This window comes from Hydrogenivirga caldilitoris (genome assembly GCF_003664005.1).
GTDB classification, from domain to species: Bacteria; Aquificota; Aquificia; order Aquificales; family Aquificaceae; genus Hydrogenivirga; species Hydrogenivirga caldilitoris.
Genome location: NZ_RCCJ01000001.1, coordinates 544,953 through 568,512, shown reverse-complemented (window position 1 = coordinate 568,512; position 23,560 = coordinate 544,953). Strand labels below are relative to the sequence as shown.

The following is a 23,560-nucleotide window of genomic DNA, read 5'->3' as shown; positions in this document are numbered from 1 at the left end:
TCATTAATATAGTTATATCCTGGGAAACTTCAACGGTTTATCTCCTCTGCAGGTCCTCCCTTGTAAACCTATATACCCTACCGCAAAACTTACAAACAACTTCGGCGGGACCTTCTTCAAGGAGCTCGTTAAGTTCGCCTTCGGTAAGGAGTAAGAGGCTTGATCTCGCTATCTCTTCATCACAGGGGCAGTAATACTCTACCTCTTTTAGACCTATCAGCTGAGGTTCAAGTCCATCAAGAAGCATGATTGCTATATCCTCGGGGCGCTTGCCTTCCTCCATCAGTTCCGTGAGAGGCGGTAGCTCATTCACTCTGTGTTCAAGGAGGTCAACGACCTTATCGCTTATCCCTCCCAAGGTTTGAACAAGGAAACCTCCGGCATGTTTTACGCTTCCATCTTCATTTACCAGAACACCGATCCCAACGGCAGAAGGTATCTGCTCTGACTGGGAAAAGTAGTAAGCGAGGTCCTGAGCTATCTCCCCTGAAACCAGAGGTACTATGCTGGTATAGGGGGTTCCCATTCTCAATTCCTTCACAACGGTCAGGTTCCCGTTTCTGCCTACTATCCTTGAGACGTCAAACTTTTTCTTTCCATTGACTTCCTTGGTAAAGGTATCAACCTGCGGGTTCTCAACAAAACCTCTTACCCTGCCTTTTCCGTCTGCCTCAGCGTAAATAGTCCCTATTGGACCATCCCCCTCTATTTTAAGAAGAACCTTCTGGTCCGTGGCGTGCTTGACAAGGGATGTAAGCAGTAGAACACCAACCAGCGCCCTTCCAAGAGCCACTGTGGCACCAGGAGAGAGATTGTGAATTCTCCTTGCTGTTTCAACAGCGTTTGTTGCTTTAACAACGTAAACCCTTGCAGGTTCTTTCCTGGGAACGGCTATGACCATATAGTCTCTGTCTGCGAAATAATTTTTTAGGTCTTCTCTGGTTTCCTTACTCAGCTCTCTCTGAATCATGACTTATAAATATAGAGCCTCACCCTTTTAACTTCAAAGTCTTCAAGTAAAGCAACTATATGAGTCGGATTATCAATCGGCTCGTTCTTGCTCACCCTATCCTTTTCCTTGTCAAGGAAGTAAATATCAAATCCCTCGTGATTACGCGGATTAAACTCTTCAAGGGATAGAACTTTCAGCTCCATATCCGCAGTTCTGTACCCGTATATGAGACCTATAAGAAAGGAAAAGACCTTGCTCTTTTTGGGGTTTATAGGCTTCACGTAATTAAATTATATCTTCCTCTTCCTCCTGAGGTAAGCCGGGACTTCCTCTTCGGGTTCAACGGGACTTATGCCTTCCTCTGGAACTGCCCTTTTCACGGGAGGTGGTTCCCTCTTTATTACCCTGAAGAGGTTCTCTTCCCTTGAGCTTTCACTCTGAGCCTTCTCAAAATCCGTGGCGACCACCGCAACCCTGAGGAAGTTTTCAACGTTCTCTTCAAGAACCGCTCCAAAGATTATAAGAGGTTCGTTATGGGTTCTTGCCATAATACCACTTATAGCCTGCTCAACCTCGTTGAAGGGTATATCTTCACTCACCCACAGCGTAACGAGGAGCCTCTTTGCCCCTTCTATCGTGTTACCCTCAAGCAGAGGACTGGTTATAGCCTGCTCTACGGCGAGGTCTATCTTTCCTTCGCCTCTTCCCTCTCCCATACCTATAAGGGCAAGTCCGCCACTCTCCATAACCGTTCTTACATCTGCAAAGTCAACGTTTATCATGGCAGAGGTTGAAATTATGTTTGTTATACCCCTGACAGCTTTAGAAAGGACATTGTCAACCTCCCTGAAGGCATCCTTGACAGTGAGAACTTTATTAGCTATCTCCTGGAGCTTCTGGTTGTGGATAACTATGTAGGTATCAACGTTGTCTTTGAGCCTGTCCAGACCTGCAAGGGCAGCCTGCATCCTGCGGGGTCCTTCAAACTTGAAAGGTAGGGTTGCTACACCAACAGTAAGTATACCCATCTCTCTGGCGGTTTGGGCTATAACGGGAGCGGCACCTGTTCCGGTCCCTCCTCCGAGACCAACCGCTATAAAAAGCATATCTGTATCTTTGAGTATATCCTTGATTTTATCAAGGTCCTCCAAAGCCGCCTGCTCTCCTATCTCGGGTCTTGCACCTGCACCGAGCCCCCTGGTAACCTTTTCTCCTATCTGTATCTTGTGGGGTACGGAGAGTGAACTGAGGTGCTGGACATCCGTATTGACGGCGTATGTCTCCACATCCTCTATCCCGTCAATGAACATCCTGTTAACAGCGTTACAGCCCCCACCTCCAACACCGATAACCTTTATCCTTGTTGGGTTCAGACTCTCCATAGCCTTCCCTCCTTACATAATTTCCCTGAGGAAGTTCTTAAACTTCTCAACCATTCCTCCAAAGTTAATGCCCTTGCCAGGACCGTTGCTGTGTAATTCCATTCTGAGTCCTCCGGGTATTATACCCTCCGGGGAAACACGGAACTTGAGCAGACCAACCGCAGTTGCATATTTCGCGTCTTCAATTTTTTCCTTCAACCCTATTATCCCGGAAGGCACTCCTATACGAGCTGGAAGGTCCGTAAACCTTTCAACGAACTCTTTAATCCCCTTTAGATTTGCACACCCACCTGTTATGACGACCCCGGCGTTAGCAATATCTATCTTATATCCCGAGCTATCTATCTTCTCTACTATCTTCTCTATTATCTCCTCAAGCCTTATCTGTATGACCTCTGCAAGGGTAGTTTTCTCTATTGATATATCCCTATCCTCTCCTCTCGGTTTGATTTTTATTATCTCTCCTTCCTTCACGAGGTTTACAAGGGCAACACCCTGTTCCCTCTTTATCTTTTCCGCATGTTCGGGGTCTATCTTCATATAGGAGCTTATGTCTTTGGTTATAGCGTTACCCGCAAGGGGTAGACTCCCTGTTATTACAGGGTATCCTTCAAGGTACAGAACAAAGTCAGTCAGACTGGCTCCCATGTCTATAAGCAGGACACCCTCTTCCTTCTCCTCATCGGAGAGAACTGCTTTCGCAGAGGCTATCGCACTTGCCACTCTCATTGCAGGTTGAAAGCCGGCGGAAACCACAGCCTTCTCAATGTTCCTGCTGACGGTAGTTCCCACTTTAACGATATGTACCTGCGCTGTTAGCTTAGAACCTATAAGCCCAACCGGGTCTTCTATCCCCTCTTGGTCATCAAGCATATATCTTCTTGGTATCGCATGGATTATCTCGTACCCGTCCTCCTTACCCCTTGCGATGCTCCTTTCAACCAGCCTCTGTATGTGTTCATTTTCAACCTCTACAGGGCTTGGAGATATGTTTATAGTGTCCTTCTCGTTCTGACTCTTGATTGTGGAGCCGGAGACGTTTATAACGACTTCCGACACCTTCTGCCCTGACATCTCCTCAGCTTCTCTGACAGCGGTTGCTATCGCTCTGGCTGCAACTTCAAGTCTGGTTATGGTACCTTTATCCACACCCCTCGCCTTGGATTCCCCTACGCCCACTATATGAAGGTCTCCGTAAGTGTCAACCTCCCCTATGAGGGCGACAATCTTGTCAGTCCCTATGTCTATTGAAGCAACCGTTTTCATCCCACCTCAATTTCTTACTAAGATAAACCTGCCATACCTTAAATCAACTGTTTCCTCTTGAAAATTATAAATCATTTTCAGGCGGCCAGATATGTTATCGGGCAAGAGTTCAAGAGGTGGGAGTATAATCTGCTTTGAAACCAAGTTCAGAATGACACTGTCTCGCCTTATGTATATATGTTTTATCGGCAGGTTCATAGATATTACCTCACTGTAGAGCTTCTCAAAGTGAGCTTTAAGCAAATCCATATCGTATGCCTGAATCTCAATGAGCCCTTTATCTTCCCCTTCAAGGGGTGGGAAGAGAGAACCTTCCTTATCTATGAGGAGATAATTCTGCCCGAACTTTAGTTTTGCCACCGGTTTCCTCTCCACCACCTTCACCTTGATTCTCATACCATCAAGACCAAGGCTCTTTGTCATATAAACCCTCTTAACTCTGTTTTTGAATCTGGCATTGAGGGCATCCGTTATGTTCTCTTCATTCAACTTCACAAGGTTTGTGCTAAGCTCCTCAACTATGCTCTTTATTTCCTCAAAGGATATCTTTTCATTCCCATTGAGTTCTATCTGTTTTACTTTAAAGAATGGTAACTGGGCTAAAAAGGAAGGAGCAAAGAAACCTGCAAAGGCCATAAAACTTATCCAGGAGGTAAAGAGAATAAGAGAAAACAGCTTCTGAGCCTTTCTCTTAGCGTTATGTTTTTTTTTCACAACTCCCTCCAAAAAGCTTAGCTAAGTATTATAACCAACATCTCTTTAAAGTCTATGCCTGCTCTTTTGCACGCCATTGGGAACAGGCTCAGTTCCGTCATTCCGGGGACGGTATTGACTTCAAGTACGTATGGCTTACCCTCTCTATCAACCCTGAAATCTACACGCGAAAAGTCTCTCAACTGAAGTAAGTTATGCACCCTCAGAGCCATATCCTGTAGCTCCTCTGAAAGTGCCTCATCCTCCAGAAACACATACTCTGTAGCTCCCTTTGTGTATTTACTTTCATAGTCATAGATACCCTTCTTGGGTCTAATCTCAATAACCGGTAGAGCTTTATCCTTAAGTATGCCCACGGTCATATCCCTACCCTCAACAAAAGACTCTACAAGCACTTTATCGGTAAGTTCAAAGAGTTCTTTAACAGCTTTTTCCAGTTCATCTTGTGTATAAACTACCGAGAGTCCAACACTTGACCCCTGGTCTGCGGGCTTAACAACCGCCGGAAACAGACTCCAGTTTGGTACACTTCCGCCTCTCTTCACGCAAGTCCACGGAGGTGTTGGTATGCCTTCGGAACTCAGGAGTCTCTTTGTTATCTCCTTATCCATGGCTATAGCGCTACCCAAAACCCCGGAGCCTGTGTAAGGTATACCCATAATATCAAGGAGTCCCTGAACCCTACCATCTTCGCCGTAAGGACCATGTAAGGCTATAAACACCTTGTCTGGCTTGAGTTCAAGGAGTTTACACGGTAGGTCTGGTGTAAGGTCAAGCTCAAAAACTTCATGTCCAAGCTCTCTAAGCGCGGTAGCCACAGCACTGCCGGTTTTTAGGGAGACCTCTCTTTCAGAGGACCTTCCACCCATCAACACCACTATCCTCAATAAACCTCACCTCCTCTTCAAGCCTGACACCGAACTCCTCGTAAACCCGCCTTTTAGCTTCGTTCACAAGCTTGAGGACATCCCCATATCTCCCCTCACCATGGTTTATCAGGAAGTTGGAGTGCTTCTCTGAAAAGGATACGTCACCGATTCTGTAGGACTTCATACCCACCCTTTCAAGTAGTTCACCTGCATACAGGGGATACGGGTTCTTAAAGGTTGACCCGCTTGTTGGCTTGTCAATAGGCTGGGTTCTCTTCCTCTTCTCCCTTATTCTTTTAAACTCGCCTTCCACAGGAGTATCACTTCTGGGAAGCTCAAGGAGGCAGGACAAGACCAACCCTTCTCGGGGAAAGGGAGAGCTCCTGTAGGAAAACTCTATCTCTTCAGAGTTTTTTTCCTTTATTTCCCCGTTCCAGTCAACAAAGATAACCCTTCTGACGAAGCTGGAAATTTCAACACCAAAGGCACCTGCATTCATAGCTATGGCGCCTCCAAGTGTAGCCGGAAAGCCCACCAGCCTGTAAAGACCATCCAGGTTCTCTTTCACTGAGAGACTTACTATTTCCCGGAGGGGTGTCCCCGCCAAGGATTCTATAAGGAAAACTTCACCTTTTCTTTCTACTTTCATACCCGTCAGTTTTCTCAGGCTTATCACGAGCCCTCCTATGTCCCCAAATATGGTATTTGAACCACCTCCAAGCACGTAAATGGGTATATCTTTCTCCCTAGAGAATAAGATAAGCTCCCTCAATTCATTAAAGTCAGCTGGCTGAGCAAAAAACTTAGCTTTCCCACCTATCCTTATGGTTGTGAGTTTTGAAAGGTTATAGTTCTTTAAAAGGTTCATTTTTTTATTCTAACTTAGCCATAAGCTCCGTAAAGACACCTTCCCTGTCCCTCATATATCTCCTGCCCAGCTCAACCGCCTCATCTATGTTCAGATACCCCTTTCTGTATAAAAGCTGCAAAAACTGAGGTACATTGGAAGGTCTTTTACTAAACTTACCCCTTTCAAAGTCCAGGAGATAAACTTTCCCTTCGTTATCCAGTAGAGCGTTTTTATAAACCTGTGCGAATTCATCCCTGTTTATGCCAAGGTTGTCCAACATGTAGGCAAAGGTCAATAGAGTTCTCAGCACCTTCTTCTCCTGTTCAGGAGTTAGGTCAACCTTACCTAAGGGCTTCCCCTCTATAAATTCGTAAACAAAGAAGTCTTCTCCCTTGGTCAGTATCTGGGGAAAACCTGGGATGCCCTTGAGTTTTTCAAGTATCTGTGCCTCCTTATTTATGGCTTTCAAGACATCTTTGCTCTTCGCTACCTTTACACTGACCCTTCTACCCTCCCATTCTCCAGTGTATATGACGCCTCTCCACCCCTGTGCAAACTTTTCTAGGTTTTTCAGTTCTCTCCTAAATTCTTCAAACTTCACAGATATAATTTTCCTATGGAAAAACCACTCGTCGGTGTGATAATGGGAAGCATATCGGACTGGGAACATATGAAGGGGGCTTCCGATATACTGAGGGAGTTTGGCATACCCCATGAAAACAGAGTCGTTTCAGCCCATAGAACACCAGAGCTCATGTACGAGTATGCAAAGACCGCGGAAGAGAGGGGAATTGAAATTATAATCGCAGGTGCCGGTGGTGCTGCCCACCTTCCTGGTATGGTTGCCTCTCTCACAACCCTTCCAGTGATAGGTGTACCCGTGCCGTCCAAACATATGTCAGGGATTGACTCCCTGTACTCTATAGTTCAGATGCCGGCGGGAATTCCAGTTGCAACGGTAGCCATAGGAAACTCCACCAACGCAGGGCTTTTGGCGGTAAGGATACTATCAATAAAGTACCCCGAGTTGGCAAGCAAGCTCAGAGAGTATAGAGAGAAACTTAAAGAAAAGGTTCTAAACATGAAGATAGAGGGATGATATGAAGGTTGGAATCCTCGGAGGTGGTCAGCTTGGCTGGATGACTATCCTTGAGGGAAGAAAACTTGGACTCAACTTTTTTGTTCTGGACAGTGACCCTCATGCTCCAGCGAGCAGGATAGCAGACAGATGGTTCTCGCCAGAGGAGGTTGATGAGTTCGTAAGGTTGTGCGACGTTATAACTTACGAGTTTGAACACATAGAGGAGGAAATCCTGCAAAGGGCTGAGGGAAAAACTGTTCCCAATCTGACAGCTTTAAGATTGAAGCAGAACAGAGGTGAGGAGAAGAACTTTTTATATAAGCATGGGTATCCGGTTGCAAACTTTAGAAGGGGTAAGCTCTCTCAATTAAAAGGGTTGTTACAGGAGATAGGTTTCCCAGCCGTAGTGAAGTGTGAGAAGTTGGGTTACGATGGTAAGGGTCAGTACAGGGTTTTTAGAGAGGAAGACATAGAGGTTATCCTGGAAAACCACTCGGAAGAAGAAAGTTTTGTGGTTGAAGAGTTTATTGATTTTCAAGGGGAAGTTTCTGCAGTCGGTGTAAGGGATTCGGAGGGTAACATCAAGGTATTTCCGATAACAGAAAACATCCACGATGAGGGGATACTGCTGTACAACAGAACCGCCGAGAGACTAACTTGCGAGAAGGAGATAGTCAGTATAGTTTCCCAGCTCCTGGAGGACCTTAAAATAGTTGGTCTGCTCGCAGTGGAGTTCTTTGTAACAAAAGAGCATAAAGTTCTAATAAATGAGTTCGCTCCAAGACCTCACAACACAGGACATTACACCCTTGATGGATGCTACACTTCTCAATTTGAGAACTTGCTCAGAGCTATAACAGGGTTACCCTTAGGCTCCACCAAATTGAAGGCTTCTGCGGGTATGGTAAACATACTCGGTATGTCTCTGGATGAGCTTCCGATTGAGGAGATACTCAGGATAGAAGGTACAAAGATTTACTGGTACGGTAAGGAAAAGAAACCCAGGAGGAAGGTTGGGCACATAAACGTGGTTTCAAGGAACGAGTCACAGACCGAAGAGAAGTTAGAGAAGCTCCTGAGGATAATCTATCAGGGAGAGCCCAGCCTAAGATGAGGATAGCGGTTGAGAAGGTTAGAGAGGTTATCCCAGAGGTTTCTAAGTATGTGAAACAGAGGATTGGAGAATTTAAAAGACTGGGTGATGAGGGAATAACCCACTTTGATTTCAGACCTTTTCTGGACATTGATTATAGGTCGGGGTTATTCTCCGAGCTGTGTTTTTGCATACTTACGGCAAACTCCTCGGCAGCTATGGGTATAAGGATTCAGGCTTCCTTAGGAGATGAAGGATTTATGAGGCTTAGCTACAATGAGCTTGCACAGACCATAAGAAGTCACGGGCACAGATTTCCAGAGCAAAGGGCTGAGAGGATCGTTGAGGTAAGGGAGAGGTGGGACCTTATTAACAATTTGATAAGAGAGGAAGAAGACAGAAAAAAGGTGCGTGAGCTTCTGGCAGACCCAAGATCTGAACACAAGATAAAAGGCTTTGGATACAAAGAGGCGTCCCATTTCCTCAGAAATATAGGTGCGGAGGATATAGCGATAATAGACAGACACGTTTACAGGTTCCTTACTGAGAACGGACTCTTTCCGGAGGTAAAGACACTGACCCCCAAAAGGTATCTGGAGGCTGAGGAGGTGCTCCACGATGTCTGCAGAGAACTCGGTATAACGCAGGCAGAGCTTGACCTTTACATCTTTTACATAAAGACTAAGAAGGTTCTGAAGTAGTTGATAAAACTCATAGGGTTATATCACGGAAGGCTGTTAAAATTACGAAAAAAGAGCGGAGGTGCAAAGAATGGAATTCAAGCACGTGTTTATATGCGTAAACCAGAGACCACCCGGACATCCTCAAGGTTCCTGTGCAGAGAAGGGCTCAAGAGAGGTCTATCAAGCTTTCATGGAAAAGCTTCAGATGGATCCGGAACTCTTTATGACGACTGCTGTTACACCTACAGGTTGCCTGGGACCGTGCATGATGGGTCCAACCATAGTCGTTTACCCGGAGGGTGTGTGGTACGGCAATGTTAAGGTAGAGGATGTGGAAGAGATAATAAACGAACACCTTAAAGGAGGTAAACCTGTAGACAGGCTCGTAATATCTAAAGGTAAACCTCCTGGGATGCTTTAAAAAAACGGGGCTAAGCTTGCCCCGGTATACCTTCCTCTTCAAACTCTATATCAAGCCTCTCGTGGGGTATTATTGTGGTTATAGCGTGCTTGTAAACTAAAGTCTGCTGCTTGCCATCTTCCAAAAGTATTGTAAACATATCAAAAGACCTGACCTTTCCCTGAAGCCTTACTCCGTTTACAAGGTAAATGGAAACCTTTACTTTCCTCTTCCTCGCCGTATTTAAAAAGCTCTCCTGCAATTTGTAAGGCATTATTTTTACCTCCTCGTTATCATTTTTTCTGTAATATCATACAGTTTTTCTGCCAATCCCTCATACTTTCTTGAACCTTCAAGCTCTTCAAGCAAGTGCGGTGGAAAAACCGAGTCTCCAAAGTAAGCACCCACAAAAGCACCCACGAGGAAGGCTATGGCATCTGTATCTCCGCCGTAATCTCCATAGGAATTCACTGCCCACCAAAAACCCTCCATAGGGGTCTCAATGTTTGACAGGAATATAAACAGAGCAAGGGGTAGCGCCTCAAACACGTAAGAGCCGTTCCCTATGTTTCTTATAGCCATACTAAGGTCTGCCTGTTCATAAAGTAGTTCCTGTACAAGGTCAAGAGGCTTTTCGTATTTCTTGTCAGTCAAGAAACGCTTGAGGGAGTTTATAAAACGTATCCTCTCGTTGAAATCTCTAAGGTCAAACTCTTCAAGAACTAAGTAGGATATGGCAGCACCCAAGACAGCAGCAGCATTTGATACGGCATCGCTCCTGTGGGTAAGAAGAGATACAAGCTTAGAGCCTTCCGCAGCCAGGTCAGGGTTGTTGTAGTGATAAAGACCAACCACTATGCTTCTAAGGATACCTTCTATGGAGCTTGAGGATAGTCCATGGGTTGACGGGTTGATACCCTGAGATAGAAGGTCTATGGCTGTTAGCAAGGATGGGTCAGGATACCTGTGCTTAGCTTCATCCTCATACCAGAGAATCAATCTGTTGAGAAAGTCTCTTACGTCTATCTCCTTCTTAGCAACAACACTTTCAAGTAGGAGAGCCATAATAGTGGTTTCGTCCGAAGTCTCTTCCGGAAGCTGACCGTGAGCCGGACTTGAGGGATGAGGGGGGACAAACCCTTCCACCCTGCCTCCGTAAAATTCATACACTTCTTCTTCAACTATGTCTTCAACACATTTACCTATAGCGTCCCCGAGAGCTGCACCAAGTATGGCTCCTTTAAATTTGTTTTTTATCATATTTATAATTTAAACCTAATATAATGTCCTTTGCGAGGAGGAAAGCAATGGAACTAACCATAGATGACCTTTTCAAAACCATATCTGACAGTAGGCTATCAGACATAGCCCAGAAGGTAGTCAATGAAGAGAGGATAAGCGAGGAAGACGCCTTATACCTCTTTGAGAGCAACGAGCTTTCAGCAATAGGGCACCTTGCGGAGTTGGTAAACCGCAGAAAAAACGGTATGAACGCTTACTTTATCGTAAACAGGCAGATAAACCCGACGAACGTATGTGTTTACCAGTGTGATTTCTGCGCCTTTGGTGTAAAGAAGTCAGACCCGAAAGCCTACGAGCTCAGCCTTGAAGATATCCTCAGGAAGGTAGAAGAAACCTATAAGGCAGGGGGAAGAGAGGTTCATATGGTAGGAGGTATACCTCCCCATTGGGGCTACGAAAGGTACATACAGCTTATCAGAGCTATAAAGGAAAGTTTTCCGGACGTGGTCGTGAAAGCCTGGACTGCCATAGAGATACATCACATGTCCAAGATTTCAAAGAAGAGCTACGAAGAGGTGCTCGGAGAGCTCAAGGAGGCTGGTCTTGAAGCCCTTCCTGGGGGAGGTGCTGAGATATTTTCAGACAGGGCAAGACGTATAATAGCACCAAACAAGGCAAACGCTGAGGAGTACCTGGAGGTCCACAGAACTGCTCATAGGCTCGGAATACCTACCAATGCTACGATGCTTTACGGACATGTAGAAACCATTGAGGAAAGAGTTGAACACCTTGCAAGGTTGAGGGAGATTCAGGACGAGACAGGAGGCTTTCAGGTTTTCATACCTCTAGCATACTGGCCTGAAGGAACCAGACTCGGAGGAAGGAGAACCTCCTCTGTGGATGACCTTAAGACGATAGCTATATCAAGGATATTTTTGGATAACTTTCCCCATATAAAGGCTTACTGGGTGACCCTTGGAGAAAAGGTGGCCCAAATAGCTTTAAACTTTGGAGCTGATGACCTTGATGGTACCATAGAGGAGGAGAAGATAGTCCACTCTGCAGGTACGATGGCAGCTTACGGTCACTCCATAGACAGGCTCGTTTCTCTTATAAAAAAGGCAGGGAAGGTGCCCGTTGAGAGGGACACCTTTTACAGGGTGGTTAAGGTTTACAATTAGACGGTTTGAGGTTCTTCCACCTTCTCCTGCACACTAAACCAGGCGACTATAAGCAGTATCTCGCCAATCAGCGATATGAGTCCTCCGATCAGGATTATTGCCAGGACTGCACCCACAAACATAAGCAGTCCACCGGTTTTAAATAAACCCACTTGAGTTTTCTCGGTCATGTAGGAGTTGGCTTTGTACCAAAACCATGCTGCCACAAGACCTATAACCCAAGCGACGACCATGATCAGTAACCCTGTACCTCCCATGTGCATGCCACCACCTTCACGCATCTGGGAGAGCATTCCCGCAGCCATAGTCCCCCCACCAAGTATGAAGACAACGAGAGCAACTACACCTGCAACTATCGCTTTTATGACGTTAGCCTTTATCTCAGGTTCCCCAAGCTCTTCCGAAGCCTTGATATAAGCGATAACCGCCAGTATCCAACCTACAAGGGCGAGTATCCCTATAAAGGGAATGGCTGCACTTAGTATTGAGGCAACCAAGGCTCCAACCAATCCCCAGCCTCCAAGTTGTTTAGTCTGCTTACTCATCCCTCACCTCCTATTTACGTTATTCTAAAATCTAACTTGCAAAAGGGAAAAAAGCAATTAAATTCAAGACACCATAAAAACTAAAGGAGGAACATATGCAGTTCACATTCAGACAACTCAGTCAGAGGATTCAAAATGCCCTTGAGGAAATTGAATTTGTGAAACCAACACCCATTCAAGAGTCAGCTATTCCCGTAGCTCTTGAGGGTAAGGACATTTTGATTCAGGCAAGGACGGGAACAGGTAAGACGGGAGCCTTCGGTATACCTATAATTGAGAAACTTCAGAGGGGAGAAAGGGCTCTTATTCTTGCACCGACAAGGGAACTGGCGATCCAGATTAAAGACCACCTAAGGGAACTTACAAGGTTCTCAAGGGTAAGCGTGTTTGCTTTCTACGGAGGGACATCTGTAGGCAGAGACCTGTCGTTGCTGGAGAAGAGGATTCCGGATATTGTGGTGGGAACACCCGGAAGAGTTAAGGACCTGATAGAGAGGGGTGCCTTAAAGCTTGATACATTCAGATATCTGGTTTTAGATGAAGTGGACATAATGCTGGATATGGGTTTTAGAGAGGATATTGAATGGATAGTCTCTAAACTCCCTGAAGAGAGACAGACCTTTTTCGTGTCCGCAACGGTTCCCAGAGAGATAAAGGAAATAGCAAGAAAGTTCATGAAGCCGGGCTTTGAACATGTGAGCATTGAGTCAGAAGAGCTAAAGCCAAGAATAAACGAGATAGTTGTCAGAACACGCTCGGAAATTCATAAGACAGAAGAGCTGGAGAGGATTCTTAGGGAAAACAAGGACGAAAAGGTAATAGTCTTCGTTAAGATGAAGAAGAACGCCAAAGAGCTGGCTTATCAGCTCAGAAGGAAGGGCTACAACGTAGAAGCCCTTCACGGAGACATGACCCAGAAGAGAAGGGAAACCGTTATGAGGCTCTTCAGGAACGGAAATGTAAAAGTGCTTGTAGCTACTGATGTGGCATCAAGAGGTCTGGATATTGAGGGTGTGAGCATAATAATTAACTTCCACCTACCTGAAGACCCAAGGGTTTACACCCACAGAATAGGAAGGACCGGAAGGTTTGGAAGGGAAGGTACGGCTATAAGCCTTGTATCCCCCTCCGAGAAGAGGAACCTCTGGAGAATAGAAAAGCACAAAGAGCAAACAGCCTAAAGCAAGGTGTGGGAGATTAAGGTAGAAACCCTTTCTCCGGAGGAAAATATGAGGAGGGACGAAGAAGCCCTCCTCTCCTTTGAACATACACCCTTTAGAGAACCCTCGGTACGTCTGTATAAGTGGGACAGAATATGCCTGAGCCTTGGTTACTTCCAAAAGGAAAAACCGTTTTTAACGGTTCCCACGGTTCGTAGACCTACGGGCGGCGGAGCTCTACTCCACGGCTGGGATGTATCCTTCTCAATAGTTGACCTCAGAGAGAGGTGGGGTTTAACACCCTCAAGAATATACAGAAAAGTGGCTGAGGTTTTTATAAACTCCTTCTCCAATCTTGGAATTGAGGTAACCCTTGAGCGTTTCAGGGGAAGATATATTGACAACTTTTTCTGCTTCTGGGTTCCCACGCTGGGAGAGCTCACTTACAGGAAAAGGAAACTGGTATCAATGGCTATGAGAACTCTCAAAAGGAGTTTTCTGGTGCACGGGAGCGTTTACCTTGATTTTGATTACGAAAGGGTGCAGGAGCTGATAGGTGTACCTGCTGAGCTTCTCTCTGAAAGGATAGTCTCTTTAAGGGAACTGGGAATAGAAGAGGAGGAATTTATCACAGTTTTCCTTCACAACCTGCAAAGAGTAATTCCTCTAAACTTACAGGTCTAAAGTTATGAAGCTCAACATTTACATTAAAACAGGGAATTCCCTTTGAGCCACACCCGCACATCGGTCCGCCGTTGTTGTAATGGACATGTCCATGTACGAGAAAATCACATCCGCTTTGAAAAAACTCCTTTTCAACCCTTTCCTGTCTATCGGGAAATCTGTTCGTTTTAAGGTCAAGGGCTGGGTAGTGGGAAAGGAGAAATTTCCTGCCCGACTCTTCCAACAATAACGAAAATTCATAGACCTCATCAAAGAACTCCCTGAGCACAGAGCTTCCGAATCTCTCATCGTGGTTTCCCATGATAAGTACCTTTCTTGCAGGTAGTTCCTTCCATCTTTCAAGAACACCAAACTCATCGTAAAGTTGCCAGGTAAAGTCTCCGAGGTGGTACAGGGTATCACCTTCCTTGAGGGTTTTCTCCAGAGCTTCAACGGTTATACGTTCAAAACCAAACTTCCGGGCTTGGGGATTGAGCTTTAGAATGTTGAAATGGTAAAAGTGCGTGTCAGAGATAAAGTAAATCATTCAAGTTTACCCAGGTAAATGAGGAGCGCTGTTACTGCAGCCGGGGTTATACCGTCTATTCTGGCAGCCTGACCTACAGTCAGGGGTTTCATCTTGCTCAACTTCTCCCTGGCTTCGTTGGTAAGTCCATGAACTTTGCTGTAATCCATATCTTCAGGTATCCTTATATCTTCAAGTCTTTTGAGTTTCTCGTTTAACTTCCTCTCCCTTTCTATGTAAGGTTCATACTTTAGTTCTATCTCAAGCTCTTCCTTGACATAAGGATGTTCGGGTACGCTATAACCAAACTTTTCCTTAAGGTCTTCTATAGTATAGTCCGCAGTAAAAAGGGTCGCTACCGTATAGCTCCTAATGCCTTCACCAACTGCAACGGAGACCTTCTCTCTCTTGTAGAACTCCTTCCACCTTTCTATCTCACCCTCTATCTCCTTTACAAGGTTAAACTGCTCATCGTTAAGCAGACCCAACCCATGCCCAAGCTTGGCAAGCCTGAGTATGGCGTTATCCTGCCTGAGATAAAGCCTGAATTCCGACCTTGAGGTGAACAACCTGTAAGGCTCAAGTACACCTTTTGTGGTGAGGTCATCTATCATCACACCTATGTAACTTTCATCCCTTCTAAGGTATATAGGCTCTCTGCCTAAAGCCCTCAATGCCGCATTTATACCTGCAACGATACCCTGCCCTGCAGCCTCCTCATAACCGGTTGTCCCGTTGAAGTTTCCCGCATGGAAAAGTCCCCTTATCTTCTTAGTTTCCAGGGTCGGATAAAGCTCTGTCGGAGGAACAACATCATACTCTATCGCGTAAGCTGGACGTATAAGCTCAACCCTTTCAAGACCGGGTATTGAACGATAAAGCTCCCATTGGATTTCCTCTGGCAAGGAGGTTGAGAGCCCGTTTGGATACACTTCTATAGTGTCAAGTCCTTCCGGTTCAAGGAATACTGTATGCCTCGCCTTATCTGGGAATTTCACCACTTTATCCTCTATTGAAGGGCAATATCTTGGACCCACACCTTTTATTAACCCCCCGTAAAGGGCTGTTCTATGGAGGTTTTTGCTTATTATTTCATGGGTCTTTGGAGTGGTGTAGGTTATCCAACAGTCCACCTGTTCCTTTCCCGGTTCAAACCAGTACGAACCCAAAGGTTCAGTCCAGAAGGAGAACTTAGGGGGTGGGTCATCTCCGGGTGCCCTTTCAAGCACCGAGTAGTCTATAGTCCTGCTGTCCAGCCTTGCTGGTGTTCCTGTCTTAAATCTCAACAACGGAAATCCGTGTCTTCTGTAGAACTCAGCCAGCCCTTCAGAGCGAGGCTCCCACGCTCTTCCAGCAGGAAAGGTTTTGTCCCCTATATATATGAGTCCATTCAGGAACGTGCCTGTAGTCACGACCACAGCTTTAACCTTGTACTCTATACCCAGTTTAGTTTTTACCGCAACAACCTCATTATCCGAGCCGAGGACTATATCAATCACTTCATCCTGTTTTATGTAGAGGTTCTCCTGTCCCTCACATACCTTTTTCATATACTCTCTGTACCTCTTTTTATCCGCCTGAGCTCTTGGAGATTGGACAGCCTTACCCTTACGGGTGTTGAGCATCTTGAACTGGATTCCTGTGTTGTCTATCGCCTTTCCCATCTCCCCGCCAAGGGCGTCTATCTCCCTCACGACTATCCCCTTTGCTATCCCACCTATGGCGGGGTTACAGGACATCTGTCCTATGTTGTCGGCATTTAATGTAAAGAGAACGGTCTTTGCCCCCATCCTTGCTGAGGCAAGAGCTGCCTCTATCCCCGCATGACCACCGCCTATAACAGCTACATCAAACTCATCCACAAGCATTGGAGATATAAGATAGACCTGATAGGTTAAGCCTTCAAGGTTTCCTTCAAGATACGGATATCATCGGTGGCTATCCCGTCAACTCCCCTGTCCCAGAGCTCCCTTGCCTTAGCGAGGTCGTTCACGGTCCAGGCAACCACAAAAAGCTTGAGTCTGTGGGCAAAATCCACAGCTTTCTGGGTTGCGAGCATATACTTGGGAAGGACGATGCTGCATCCTGCTTTCTTTGCCTGAGGTATCATACCCGGCGGTTTAGAATAAACCAGTCCCGTAATCAGTTTTCCCTTCAGCTCCTCCATAACCTCAAGGTGGAAGCTTATAACCGCCACCCAGTCTTTTACCCCTTTCCTCTCTATGAGCTCAAAAACATGGTGTGTATCCTCAGGATGTTTTATCTCAACAAACATGCCAGCCCTTCCGGCAACAACATCAAAGGCATCCTCAAGCCTCGCAATACCGTAGTCTCCCTTCTTAATACCCTTTAGCTCCTCCCAGAGGGCTTCCCTCACATTTATGTCCACTCCATAGGTTCTCTTCAAGTTCTCATCGTGGCTTAAAATGAGCACATCATCTTTTGTCCTCTGGACGTCCACCTCCACTATGTCAGCACCCAGATCTACAGCTTTCCGTATTGAAGGGAGGGTGTTTTCCAGCTCAAGTGCCGGTATGCCCCTGTGTCCAACCGCAGCCCTTTTAGAGAGTTTTTCAAGGACAAGCATGATTAAATTGTAAATCTTATGGTGGCTCTGAGACTGCCTCAGGAAGAGATAGAGAAGGTTGAGACCTCCCTTAAGGAGTCAGGGTTAAAACCCCGTAAAGTTAAGAACACCTTATGGAGCTACGAGGGGAAAGGTATTTACTTCAATATGTATCCGTCGGGGACGTTGCTGATTCAGGGAAAGGATGCAGAGGGTTGGGCAAGTAAAGTTCTTGGGGTAATAGAATACCCAAGGTTCCCACTTGCGGGTTGTGATGAGGTAGGGAAAGGAGACATCTTTGGTCCCTTAGTCCTCTGCTGTGCAGTTATCCCTCCCGAAAATTTTAAGAAGGTTCTTCTCCTTAACCCAAAGGACTCCAAGCTCCTCAAGGATGAGGATATTATGAAGAAAGCTCAAGAACTTCGCAAGCTTGTTAAGGTGAAGTGTATCACTCTTATGCCTGAGAGGTTCAACGAGCTGTACAAGAAATACAGAAATATAAATAGGCTCATGGACGATGCCTACAAAAAGTTAATAGATGAAGTCTCCAGAGAATTCAACCCTGGCAGGATAGTGGTGGACAGGTACTCTTCAAGGAACCCTTTTCAGAGTTATTCAAGGGTTGAATTTATAGAAAAGGGAGAGAGGGACATTGCAGTAAGCGTTGCCAGCATGTTAGCAAGGGAAAAGTACTTGACGAAGTTAAAGGAGCTTGAAAAAGACAATAACATAGAGATACCTAAGGGAGCAGGTTCCCATGTAAGAGAATTTGCCAATCAGCTAAAGAGAAAGAACCCTACCCTCGCTCAAAGGTTAATAAAAATATATGAAGACGTTACTCAATCCTGACGTTGATTTCTCTTCTCTGTCCGTTCCTAAGGACTACAACCCTTAAACTGGGTTCATTCCTAAGCACCTGAAGTATCCTGAAGGCGTCCTCCCCGCTCTTTATGTCCATGTTGTTTATGGAGACGAGAACGTCTCCCTTTCTGAGCCCCGCTCTGTAAAAAAGACTTCCTGGTTTTATCCACTCAAAGATGAAACCCTCCGTTTTTCCACCTTTAACGTAAGGTACAAGCCTTATCTCCCTGAACATTATACCGGGGTCTTTCGTTACCATCTCTATCTCCCTCCTGGAAATCTTCAAGTCATGGGAATTTACATCTGTACCAACGTTAAGGTCTTCCTGAGTAGCTGAGGGAACCCTTGCCTTCTCAACTCTTAAGTTTACTTTCCTACCGCCCACAGAGACTATAGCCCAGCTCCTACCAACCTCAATGAGTTTCACGCCTTCCTTCTCCTCACCTTCCTCAAGTATAAGGGTCTTTCCACCGACCCTGAGTAGAGCCAAGCCCCTTATGCCTACAGCCGTACCGAGCAGCTTCACATCACCAGACTGGGGTGTCTCTTCTGCTAGGATGCTACCCTCCTTCATAGTTGGTTGAGGAAACACCTTGCCTAAGGCTCTGCTTATCGGGGTTATATCTATCTCCTCTCTGTAGGGTTCAGGTATTTTAACTTCTTTAAAGGCTTCTCTGAGGGTTAGGTACAGAGCAACGGTAGCTATCAATGTTGAGAAGGAGGCGATAAGAGGGAGGGAAAGGAGAATCCAGTTCATTATATTATTATCTTATGCTGAAAAGGTACGATGCAGTCGTTGTTGGTGGAGGCGGAGCTGGACTCCGTGCCGCTATAGAAATAGCAAGAGACCCTGAGATAAAGGTAGCTCTCGTATCCAAGGTGTATCCAACCCGCTCTCACACAGGTGCTGCCCAGGGCGGTATGAACGCAGCGCTCGGAAATGTTGTACCTGACGATAATCCGGAGGCTCACGCTTACGATACCATAAAGGGCTCGGACTTTCTTGCAGACCAGGATGCTGTCTTCTTCATGACCGAGAACGCCCCGGAAATAGTTTACGAGCTGGACAGGTGGGGCGTTCCCTTCTCCAGGCTTGAGGACGGCAGGATAGCTCAAAGGCCTTTCGGTGGAGCCTCTTTTCCAAGAACCGTTTACGCTGCCGACAAAACTGGACACGTCCTGCTTCATACCCTCTACGAGCAGGCTCTCGCCAAGGACAACATAGATTTTTACAATGAGTTCTTCCTCCTGGATTTAATACACGATGGCGACAGGGTAAAAGGCGTTTCCGTATATGACATAAAGAACGGAGAAGTGGTTATTCTTCAAGCTAAAGCTGTAGTCCTGGCAACCGGAGGCTTTGCGAGGATATACTGGTTTAGAAGTACGAACGCTATCGGAAACACGGGAGACGGGCAGGCTGTAGCCCTTAGAAAGGGTGTCCCATTGAAAGACATAGAGTTTATTCAGTTTCACCCTACCGGGCTTGCCAAGACCGGCATACTCCTCTCAGAGGCGTGCAGGGGAGAGGGCGGATACCTTATAAACAAACTCGGCGAGAGGTTCATGAAGAAGTATGCTCCGGAAAAAATGGAGCTTGCCCCCAGGGATATGGTTTCAAGGGCTATAGAGTATGAAATAATGGAGGGAAGAGGAATAGGGGAAGGTGCAAGAGCTTACATATACCTTGACCTCAGACATCTTGGTGAGGAGAAGATAAAGGAGAGACTTCCCCAGGTTAGACAGCTTGCAATAGACTTTGAAGGCGTTGACCCGGTGAAAGACCCTGTCCCAATAAGACCAACAGCCCACTACTGTATGGGGGGTATTCACATAACAAATTACAGAACCTCTGAAACACCCTTGAAGGGACTTTACGCTATAGGCGAGTGTGCCTGCGTATCGGTCCATGGTGCAAACAGACTTGGAGGGAATTCACTTATTGAGTTGCTTGTGTTCGGTAAATTCTGCGGTATAGCGGTCAGGGAGTTTGTTAAGTCCACAGAGAGCTTAGACATATCAGATAGCGAGCAGAATGAGTCTAAAGAGTTTATAGAGAGCCTCTTCAAGAGGGAGGGAAGAGAAAGCCTCGCTCAAGTCAGGGCACATATGGGCGAGGTTACCTGGGCTAAGATGGGGATATTCAGAGATGAGAAGTCCCTAAAAGAAGCCTATGAAGAACTTTCAGAGCTCATGGAAAGATGGGAGAGTATCCCCGTAGTGGATAAATCCAGAGTTTTTAACACGAACCTTATAGAGCTCCTTGAACTCAGGAATATGCTTGAGCTTGCAAGAGCTGTAGCTTACGGAGCACTTCACAGGAAGGAGTCAAGGGGTGGACACAGCAGGGAAGACTATCCGGAAAGGGATGATGAGAACTTCCTCAAGCATTCCCTAATCTATTACGAAGACGGTAAACTCAAGGTAGACTACATACCAGTGAGGATAACCAAGTATCAGCCTGCAGAGAGGAAGTACTAAGCCTTTATATACTTCAAGTAGTCCCTTATCCCCTCTTCAAGGCTAAAGTCAGGCTCGTAGCCCAGCTCTTTTCTTGCCCTGCTTATATCCGCCTGTGTGTGTTCCTGATAGAAGTCGTATGGGCAGTCAAAGTATTCCGTCTCAAGGTTTGTCCCAAGCTCTCTGTTCAGGATATCTATTATTTCATTGAAACTACGGGCTACGCCCGTGGCTATGTTAAATATTCCTGAAAGCTCCTTCTCAAGAGCCAGGAGATTGGCTTTGACCACATCCTTTATGTAGACGAAGTCCCTCTTTTGCTCTCCCCACTTGAATATCCTGGGTCTCTGCTTATGCATCATTTTAACAGCAAGCTGGTATATCATACTCGCCGTCTTTCCTTTATAGGACTCTCTGGGTCCATAAACGTTGAAGTATCTAAAGCCCACAATCCTGAGTTCCGGGTAGCGTTCCATGTAATCCTGGGCTATGTGGTCCATCATCAGCTTGGAAAATCCGTACACGTTCTCAGGTTCAAGTCCCCTATCTTCCACCATAGGTGGGGGTGTGTTTCCGTAAACTCCCGCTGAGGAGGCGTATATCACCTTGGCGTTCCACTCAAGGGCTGAGTCAAGGATGTATCGGAAGCTGTCAGCGTTCACCTCCATCATAAGCTTCTGGTCAGTAACCGTGGTATCGGTTATCGCAGCCTCATGATATACGACGTCAAAGGATAACCTTTTCCTGAGCTCGTCCCACAGCGCCTTATCCCTTATATCTCCCGTGATCACTTCTCCTTTGAAACCTATGAGATTTTTGAAGTGTCCAGAGGAGAAGTTGTCAAGGATATAAACCTTGGCATCTGGATATTCGTCCTGAAGGGCAAAAGCTATATTGGAACCGATAAAACCAGCTCCACCTGTTATAAGAACCCGCATGGGGAATATTATCTTATATTTTCTTTGTGAGGTTCATGCTCCCTTTAATGCTAATACCCTTTCTCCTGTTTGCCCAAGAGTGCATTATTGAGAAAGTAATTGACGGTGATACCCTCCTGTGTTCGGGAGAAAAAGTAAGATTGATAGGTATTGATACCCCAGAAAGTACCATGAACAGAAGGGTTTACAAACAGAGTGAATTTGGTTCACCCAAGGAAGTTATAGCTCTTGGAATAAAAGCAAAGCGTTTTGTAATGGGTGTGGTTTCCCCAGGTACAAGGGTAAGACTTGAGTTTGACATACAAAGGAGAGATAAGTATGGCAGGCTTCTGGCTTACGTTTATCTGCCCGATGGCAGGATGTTGAACGAGCTTATACTCAGGGAAGGGTACGCCAGCCTACTGACCATACCTCCCAACGTAAAGTACACCGACAGATTCAGGGAAGCATTCAAGTATGCCAGAGAAAACAATAAAGGTTTATGGGCTGAGGCTAAGATTAGAAATTTTCCTGTAAAGAGATGCGGTGATAAAAGGTACTGCTCTCAAATGAATTCCTGTGATGAAGCTATTTTCTACTTCAGGGTATGTGGTCTAAAGAGGCTTGATGGTGATGGTGATGGAGACGGAATACCCTGTGAGAAACTATGTAAACCGTGAACCTCCTTCTGAAGGTGTCCCGCCAGTGCCCTCTCCACAGGCGTAAGTTCGGGTCGCTCCGACCCTACCACCCTTGAGACGGGCGAGACCTTTTCTCAGTATGTTCACCCTCGCATTGTAATCCCTATCCATTACCGCTCCACACTCGGGACACTCATGGAGTCTCTCAGCCAAAGTCTTGGGAACTCTTCGTGAACCTTTGCCACCTTCCTCCTTTGCTTCTCCCAGCTGTTTAAACCTTTCTCCTTCCTTGAGAGTTTCTTTTGTTCCCTCTTGAGTCTCTTCTCAAGTCTCTGCAAAAATCTGGGATGCTCTATAAACTCTCCCTCTGAAGTGGTAGCAAGGTTCTTTACTCCGAGGTCTATCCCTACAGCTTTCTCCTCTGCTTCCCTCAGTATCTGCCCAAGCTCTACTTCAACCGTTATACACACATACCACTTTCCAGAGGGTTCTCTCTTTACGGTTACAGTTCTTGCCTTTTCCCAGTCTATCTCCCTGTGAAGTCTAATCTTGAGTTTTCCGAGCTTAGGAAGATACAGATATGCAAACCTGCTATTTTGTCTTTCCAGCTTTACAACCTCTACGAGTTTTCCCTTCTGCTTCATCCATACCTGTGGGAAGGTGAAGGAACGGTATCCGGAAAGTTTCTTTTTCTTTGGATACTTGGCTTCCTTCCTGAAGAACTTCTGGAATGCGTTATCCACTCTTCTCAGACAATCCTGAAGGACCTGAGAGTGGACAAGGTTCAGGGAAGGGTCTTTTTCTTTGAGCCTGGGAAGGGCATTCTGCTGATATGTGTAGGTAATGCTTTTCTTTTCCTTCTTCCAGGCTCTCTTTCTTTCCTCAAGGGCATGGTTATAGAGTGTGCAAAGAATATGAAACCAGTTTTCCATCTTGTATTCTAACAGTGCTGAAGGATAGGCTCTGAACCTGTAGGTCAGTAAGAATTTAGTTTCTTCCCTGGCTCTGGACATCTCAGCGTATAATCTACTTCAAGTTTAGATTCCTATCAACGCCCATTCGGGCAACGCCCTGTATCCCCTCCCTTACAGAAGGGACTTAGGGCGTGGGTTTGGTTAAATTTTCTAATTTTTCTAGTTAAGATATACATCTATGAAAGAGGTGATCCTTATATTCACTGCCATATTTATTGCAGAACTCGGGGACAAGACTCAGCTCGCTACCTTCGCCTTTGCTACCAAATATGGCTGGGTAAAAGCTTTCTTGGGTTCTGTAATCGCGTTAGCTGTTGTTAATTTTGTAGGGGCTTTCCTCGGTGATAAGGTAGGACACTTGCTGCCGGCTGAGTTTATCCAGAAAGGCGCCGGTGTCCTGTTTATCTTCTTCGGGTTACTTATACTCACAGGGAAGCTGTAGGTTATATAATTAATATCCAGCGGGCGTAGTTCAGTGGTAGAACGCCTGCTTCCCAAGCAGGAGGTCGCGGGTTCAAGTCCCGTCGCCCGCTC

29 protein-coding genes and 1 tRNA gene are annotated in these 23,560 nt (G+C 45.9%); 12 read left to right on the top strand and 18 right to left on the bottom strand.

Annotated features, from left to right (window positions below):
• Window positions 1-37: 37 nt before the first annotated feature.
• From hslO to BCF55_RS03065, 8 genes are read right to left on the bottom strand one after another with little or no spacing between them, the layout of a single operon-like run.
• Window positions 38-970 carry an Hsp33 family molecular chaperone HslO gene (gene hslO, locus BCF55_RS03100; protein ID WP_121009850.1) on the bottom strand — a complete coding sequence of 311 codons (933 nt, stop codon included), beginning with the start codon at window positions 968-970 and terminating at the stop codon, window positions 38-40.
• On the bottom strand, window positions 967-1,233 hold the full coding sequence (locus BCF55_RS03095) for a hypothetical protein (protein WP_121009847.1): 267 nt from the start codon (window positions 1,231-1,233) through the stop codon (window positions 967-969). The genes hslO and BCF55_RS03095 overlap by 4 nt, the downstream gene beginning before the upstream one ends.
• Window positions 1,234-1,242: 9 nt before the next feature.
• The gene (ftsZ, locus tag BCF55_RS03090) at window positions 1,243-2,334 is read right to left on the bottom strand and encodes a cell division protein FtsZ (protein ID WP_121009844.1); all 1,092 of its coding nucleotides are present in this window, start codon (window positions 2,332-2,334) and stop codon (window positions 1,243-1,245) included.
• A 12-nt stretch (window positions 2,335-2,346) separates the two neighbouring features.
• Window positions 2,347-3,600, bottom strand: coding sequence for a cell division protein FtsA (gene ftsA, locus BCF55_RS03085; RefSeq protein ID WP_121009842.1), 1,254 nt, complete (start codon window positions 3,598-3,600; stop codon window positions 2,347-2,349).
• A 6-nt stretch (window positions 3,601-3,606) separates the two neighbouring features.
• The gene (locus BCF55_RS03080; RefSeq protein ID WP_121009839.1) at window positions 3,607-4,314 is read right to left on the bottom strand and encodes a cell division protein FtsQ/DivIB; all 708 of its coding nucleotides are present in this window, start codon (window positions 4,312-4,314) and stop codon (window positions 3,607-3,609) included.
• 17 nt (window positions 4,315-4,331) lie between these two features.
• Entirely contained in the window at window positions 4,332-5,183 is an 852-nt protein-coding gene (locus tag BCF55_RS03075) for a D-alanine--D-alanine ligase (protein ID WP_245960384.1), read from the bottom strand.
• The gene (gene murB / locus BCF55_RS03070; protein ID WP_121009833.1) at window positions 5,164-6,051 is read right to left on the bottom strand and encodes a UDP-N-acetylmuramate dehydrogenase; all 888 of its coding nucleotides are present in this window, start codon (window positions 6,049-6,051) and stop codon (window positions 5,164-5,166) included. Before murB ends, BCF55_RS03075 begins: the two co-directional genes overlap by 20 nt.
• A 4-nt stretch (window positions 6,052-6,055) precedes the next feature.
• Window positions 6,056-6,634 carry a hypothetical protein gene (locus BCF55_RS03065; RefSeq protein ID WP_121009830.1) on the bottom strand — a complete coding sequence of 193 codons (579 nt, stop codon included), beginning with the start codon at window positions 6,632-6,634 and terminating at the stop codon, window positions 6,056-6,058.
• Between the two features lie 15 nt (window positions 6,635-6,649).
• Between BCF55_RS03065 and purE the strand changes: the two genes are divergently transcribed.
• The 4 genes from purE (at window position 6,650) to BCF55_RS03045 (ending at window position 9,311) form a co-directional block, all read left to right on the top strand.
• A complete protein-coding gene (gene purE / locus BCF55_RS03060) occupies window positions 6,650-7,132 on the top strand; it encodes a 5-(carboxyamino)imidazole ribonucleotide mutase (RefSeq protein WP_121009827.1) in 483 nt (160 codons plus the stop codon).
• Window position 7,133: 1 nt separating this feature from the next.
• On the top strand, window positions 7,134-8,228 hold the full coding sequence (locus BCF55_RS03055) for a 5-(carboxyamino)imidazole ribonucleotide synthase (protein WP_121009825.1): 1,095 nt from the start codon (window positions 7,134-7,136) through the stop codon (window positions 8,226-8,228).
• Window positions 8,225-8,908 (top strand): N-glycosylase/DNA lyase, encoded by a 684-nt coding sequence (locus BCF55_RS03050; RefSeq protein WP_121009822.1) that lies wholly within the window; start codon window positions 8,225-8,227, stop codon window positions 8,906-8,908. The genes BCF55_RS03055 and BCF55_RS03050 overlap by 4 nt, the downstream gene beginning before the upstream one ends.
• Before the next feature lie 70 nt (window positions 8,909-8,978).
• Window positions 8,979-9,311 (top strand): (2Fe-2S) ferredoxin domain-containing protein, encoded by a 333-nt coding sequence (locus BCF55_RS03045; protein WP_121009819.1) that lies wholly within the window; start codon window positions 8,979-8,981, stop codon window positions 9,309-9,311.
• A 10-nt stretch (window positions 9,312-9,321) separates the two neighbouring features.
• Here BCF55_RS03045 and hfq read toward each other — a convergent pair whose 3' ends face one another.
• A complete protein-coding gene (gene hfq, locus BCF55_RS03040; RefSeq protein ID WP_121009816.1) occupies window positions 9,322-9,564 on the bottom strand; it encodes an RNA chaperone Hfq in 243 nt (80 codons plus the stop codon).
• A 5-nt stretch (window positions 9,565-9,569) separates the two neighbouring features.
• Window positions 9,570-10,550, bottom strand: a complete 981-nt coding sequence (locus BCF55_RS03035) for an ADP-ribosylglycohydrolase family protein (RefSeq protein WP_170144735.1) — start codon at window positions 10,548-10,550, stop codon at window positions 9,570-9,572.
• A gap of 47 nt (window positions 10,551-10,597) precedes the next feature.
• Between BCF55_RS03035 and mqnE the strand changes: the two genes are divergently transcribed.
• On the top strand, window positions 10,598-11,713 hold the full coding sequence (gene mqnE / locus BCF55_RS03030; protein ID WP_121009810.1) for an aminofutalosine synthase MqnE: 1,116 nt from the start codon (window positions 10,598-10,600) through the stop codon (window positions 11,711-11,713).
• Here the strand turns inward: mqnE and BCF55_RS03025 are convergent.
• On the bottom strand, window positions 11,710-12,258 hold the full coding sequence (locus BCF55_RS03025; RefSeq protein ID WP_121009807.1) for a DUF996 domain-containing protein: 549 nt from the start codon (window positions 12,256-12,258) through the stop codon (window positions 11,710-11,712). The genes mqnE and BCF55_RS03025 overlap by 4 nt on opposite strands.
• A 95-nt stretch (window positions 12,259-12,353) precedes the next feature.
• Here BCF55_RS03025 and BCF55_RS03020 point away from each other — a divergent pair, with 95 nt between their 5' ends.
• On the top strand, window positions 12,354-13,439 hold the full coding sequence (locus tag BCF55_RS03020) for a DEAD/DEAH box helicase (protein WP_121009804.1): 1,086 nt from the start codon (window positions 12,354-12,356) through the stop codon (window positions 13,437-13,439).
• A 48-nt stretch (window positions 13,440-13,487) separates the two neighbouring features.
• Entirely contained in the window at window positions 13,488-14,102 is a 615-nt protein-coding gene (locus BCF55_RS03015) for a lipoate--protein ligase family protein (protein ID WP_121009801.1), read from the top strand.
• Here BCF55_RS03015 and BCF55_RS03010 read toward each other — a convergent pair.
• The 3 genes from BCF55_RS03010 to BCF55_RS03000 are packed head-to-tail and all read right to left on the bottom strand — an operon-like array spanning window position 14,047 to window position 17,194.
• Window positions 14,047-14,628, bottom strand: a complete 582-nt coding sequence (locus BCF55_RS03010; protein ID WP_121009798.1) for a metallophosphoesterase — start codon at window positions 14,626-14,628, stop codon at window positions 14,047-14,049. The two genes, BCF55_RS03015 and BCF55_RS03010, sit on opposite strands and share 56 nt — an antisense overlap.
• Window positions 14,625-16,475: a tRNA uridine-5-carboxymethylaminomethyl(34) synthesis enzyme MnmG gene (gene mnmG / locus BCF55_RS03005; protein ID WP_121009795.1), complete on the bottom strand. Its 1,851-nt coding sequence runs from the start codon at window positions 16,473-16,475 to the stop codon at window positions 14,625-14,627. Before mnmG ends, BCF55_RS03010 begins: the two co-directional genes overlap by 4 nt.
• A 26-nt stretch (window positions 16,476-16,501) precedes the next feature.
• The gene (locus BCF55_RS03000; protein WP_121009793.1) at window positions 16,502-17,194 is read right to left on the bottom strand and encodes a glycerophosphodiester phosphodiesterase; all 693 of its coding nucleotides are present in this window, start codon (window positions 17,192-17,194) and stop codon (window positions 16,502-16,504) included.
• Between the two features lie 18 nt (window positions 17,195-17,212).
• Between BCF55_RS03000 and rnhC the strand changes: the two genes are divergently transcribed.
• On the top strand, window positions 17,213-18,022 hold the full coding sequence (rnhC, locus tag BCF55_RS02995; protein ID WP_121009790.1) for a ribonuclease HIII: 810 nt from the start codon (window positions 17,213-17,215) through the stop codon (window positions 18,020-18,022).
• Here the strand turns inward: rnhC and gspC are convergent.
• Window positions 18,009-18,791 carry a type II secretion system protein GspC gene (gspC, locus tag BCF55_RS02990; RefSeq protein WP_245960383.1) on the bottom strand — a complete coding sequence of 261 codons (783 nt, stop codon included), beginning with the start codon at window positions 18,789-18,791 and terminating at the stop codon, window positions 18,009-18,011. The two genes, rnhC and gspC, sit on opposite strands and share 14 nt — an antisense overlap.
• 17 nt (window positions 18,792-18,808) lie before the next feature.
• Between gspC and BCF55_RS02985 the strand changes: the two genes are divergently transcribed.
• Entirely contained in the window at window positions 18,809-20,515 is a 1,707-nt protein-coding gene (locus BCF55_RS02985) for an FAD-dependent oxidoreductase (protein ID WP_170144793.1), read from the top strand.
• On the opposite strand, the gene rfaD is transcribed toward BCF55_RS02985, so the two are convergent.
• On the bottom strand, window positions 20,512-21,432 hold the full coding sequence (rfaD, locus tag BCF55_RS02980) for an ADP-glyceromanno-heptose 6-epimerase (RefSeq protein WP_121009784.1): 921 nt from the start codon (window positions 21,430-21,432) through the stop codon (window positions 20,512-20,514). The two genes, BCF55_RS02985 and rfaD, sit on opposite strands and share 4 nt — an antisense overlap.
• Before the next feature lie 35 nt (window positions 21,433-21,467).
• Between rfaD and BCF55_RS02975 the strand changes: the two genes are divergently transcribed.
• Window positions 21,468-22,091, top strand: coding sequence for a thermonuclease family protein (locus BCF55_RS02975; protein ID WP_121009782.1), 624 nt, complete (start codon window positions 21,468-21,470; stop codon window positions 22,089-22,091).
• Here the strand turns inward: BCF55_RS02975 and BCF55_RS09760 are convergent.
• Together BCF55_RS09760 and BCF55_RS02970 are read right to left on the bottom strand one after the other, a co-directional pair.
• Complete coding sequence (locus BCF55_RS09760) at window positions 22,077-22,265, bottom strand: zinc ribbon domain-containing protein (RefSeq protein WP_245960382.1); 189 nt, start codon at window positions 22,263-22,265, stop codon at window positions 22,077-22,079. The two genes, BCF55_RS02975 and BCF55_RS09760, sit on opposite strands and share 15 nt — an antisense overlap.
• The gene (locus BCF55_RS02970; RefSeq protein WP_245960381.1) at window positions 22,223-23,065 is read right to left on the bottom strand and encodes an RNA-guided endonuclease InsQ/TnpB family protein; all 843 of its coding nucleotides are present in this window, start codon (window positions 23,063-23,065) and stop codon (window positions 22,223-22,225) included. Before BCF55_RS02970 ends, BCF55_RS09760 begins: the two co-directional genes overlap by 43 nt.
• Before the next feature lie 139 nt (window positions 23,066-23,204).
• On the opposite strand from BCF55_RS02970, the gene BCF55_RS02965 reads away from it, so the two are divergent.
• Both BCF55_RS02965 and BCF55_RS02960 read left to right on the top strand, forming a co-directional pair.
• Window positions 23,205-23,468: a TMEM165/GDT1 family protein gene (locus BCF55_RS02965; protein WP_121009779.1), complete on the top strand. Its 264-nt coding sequence runs from the start codon at window positions 23,205-23,207 to the stop codon at window positions 23,466-23,468.
• A gap of 19 nt (window positions 23,469-23,487) precedes the next feature.
• Window positions 23,488-23,559 (top strand) — tRNA-Gly (locus tag BCF55_RS02960).
• Window position 23,560: the final 1 nt, after the last annotated feature.

Coding starts and splice junctions, on each gene's coding strand:
- hslO (WP_121009850.1), bottom strand. CDS start 970: ATGATTCAGAGAGAGCTGAGTAAGGAAACCAGAGAAGACCTAAAAAAT.
- ftsZ (WP_121009844.1), bottom strand. CDS start 2,334: ATGGAGAGTCTGAACCCAACAAGGATAAAGGTTATCGGTGTTGGAGGT.
- ftsA (WP_121009842.1), bottom strand. CDS start 3,600: ATGAAAACGGTTGCTTCAATAGACATAGGGACTGACAAGATTGTCGCC.
- BCF55_RS03075 (WP_245960384.1), bottom strand. CDS start 5,183: ATGGGTGGAAGGTCCTCTGAAAGAGAGGTCTCCCTAAAAACCGGCAGT.
- murB (WP_121009833.1), bottom strand. CDS start 6,051: ATGAACCTTTTAAAGAACTATAACCTTTCAAAACTCACAACCATAAGG.
- purE (WP_121009827.1), top strand. CDS start 6,650: ATGGAAAAACCACTCGTCGGTGTGATAATGGGAAGCATATCGGACTGG.
- BCF55_RS03055 (WP_121009825.1), top strand. CDS start 7,134: ATGAAGGTTGGAATCCTCGGAGGTGGTCAGCTTGGCTGGATGACTATC.
- BCF55_RS03050 (WP_121009822.1), top strand. CDS start 8,225: ATGAGGATAGCGGTTGAGAAGGTTAGAGAGGTTATCCCAGAGGTTTCT.
- BCF55_RS03045 (WP_121009819.1), top strand. CDS start 8,979: ATGGAATTCAAGCACGTGTTTATATGCGTAAACCAGAGACCACCCGGA.
- hfq (WP_121009816.1), bottom strand. CDS start 9,564: ATGCCTTACAAATTGCAGGAGAGCTTTTTAAATACGGCGAGGAAGAGG.
- BCF55_RS03035 (WP_170144735.1), bottom strand. CDS start 10,550: ATGATAAAAAACAAATTTAAAGGAGCCATACTTGGTGCAGCTCTCGGG.
- mqnE (WP_121009810.1), top strand. CDS start 10,598: ATGGAACTAACCATAGATGACCTTTTCAAAACCATATCTGACAGTAGG.
- BCF55_RS03025 (WP_121009807.1), bottom strand. CDS start 12,258: ATGAGTAAGCAGACTAAACAACTTGGAGGCTGGGGATTGGTTGGAGCC.
- BCF55_RS03020 (WP_121009804.1), top strand. CDS start 12,354: ATGCAGTTCACATTCAGACAACTCAGTCAGAGGATTCAAAATGCCCTT.
- BCF55_RS03015 (WP_121009801.1), top strand. CDS start 13,488: ATGAGGAGGGACGAAGAAGCCCTCCTCTCCTTTGAACATACACCCTTT.
- BCF55_RS03010 (WP_121009798.1), bottom strand. CDS start 14,628: ATGATTTACTTTATCTCTGACACGCACTTTTACCATTTCAACATTCTA.
- mnmG (WP_121009795.1), bottom strand. CDS start 16,475: ATGCTTGTGGATGAGTTTGATGTAGCTGTTATAGGCGGTGGTCATGCG.
- BCF55_RS03000 (WP_121009793.1), bottom strand. CDS start 17,194: ATGCTTGTCCTTGAAAAACTCTCTAAAAGGGCTGCGGTTGGACACAGG.
- rnhC (WP_121009790.1), top strand. CDS start 17,213: ATGGTGGCTCTGAGACTGCCTCAGGAAGAGATAGAGAAGGTTGAGACC.
- gspC (WP_245960383.1), bottom strand. CDS start 18,791: ATGAACTGGATTCTCCTTTCCCTCCCTCTTATCGCCTCCTTCTCAACA.
- rfaD (WP_121009784.1), bottom strand. CDS start 21,432: ATGCGGGTTCTTATAACAGGTGGAGCTGGTTTTATCGGTTCCAATATA.
- BCF55_RS02975 (WP_121009782.1), top strand. CDS start 21,468: ATGCTCCCTTTAATGCTAATACCCTTTCTCCTGTTTGCCCAAGAGTGC.
- BCF55_RS02970 (WP_245960381.1), bottom strand. CDS start 23,065: ATGTCCAGAGCCAGGGAAGAAACTAAATTCTTACTGACCTACAGGTTC.
- BCF55_RS02965 (WP_121009779.1), top strand. CDS start 23,205: ATGAAAGAGGTGATCCTTATATTCACTGCCATATTTATTGCAGAACTC.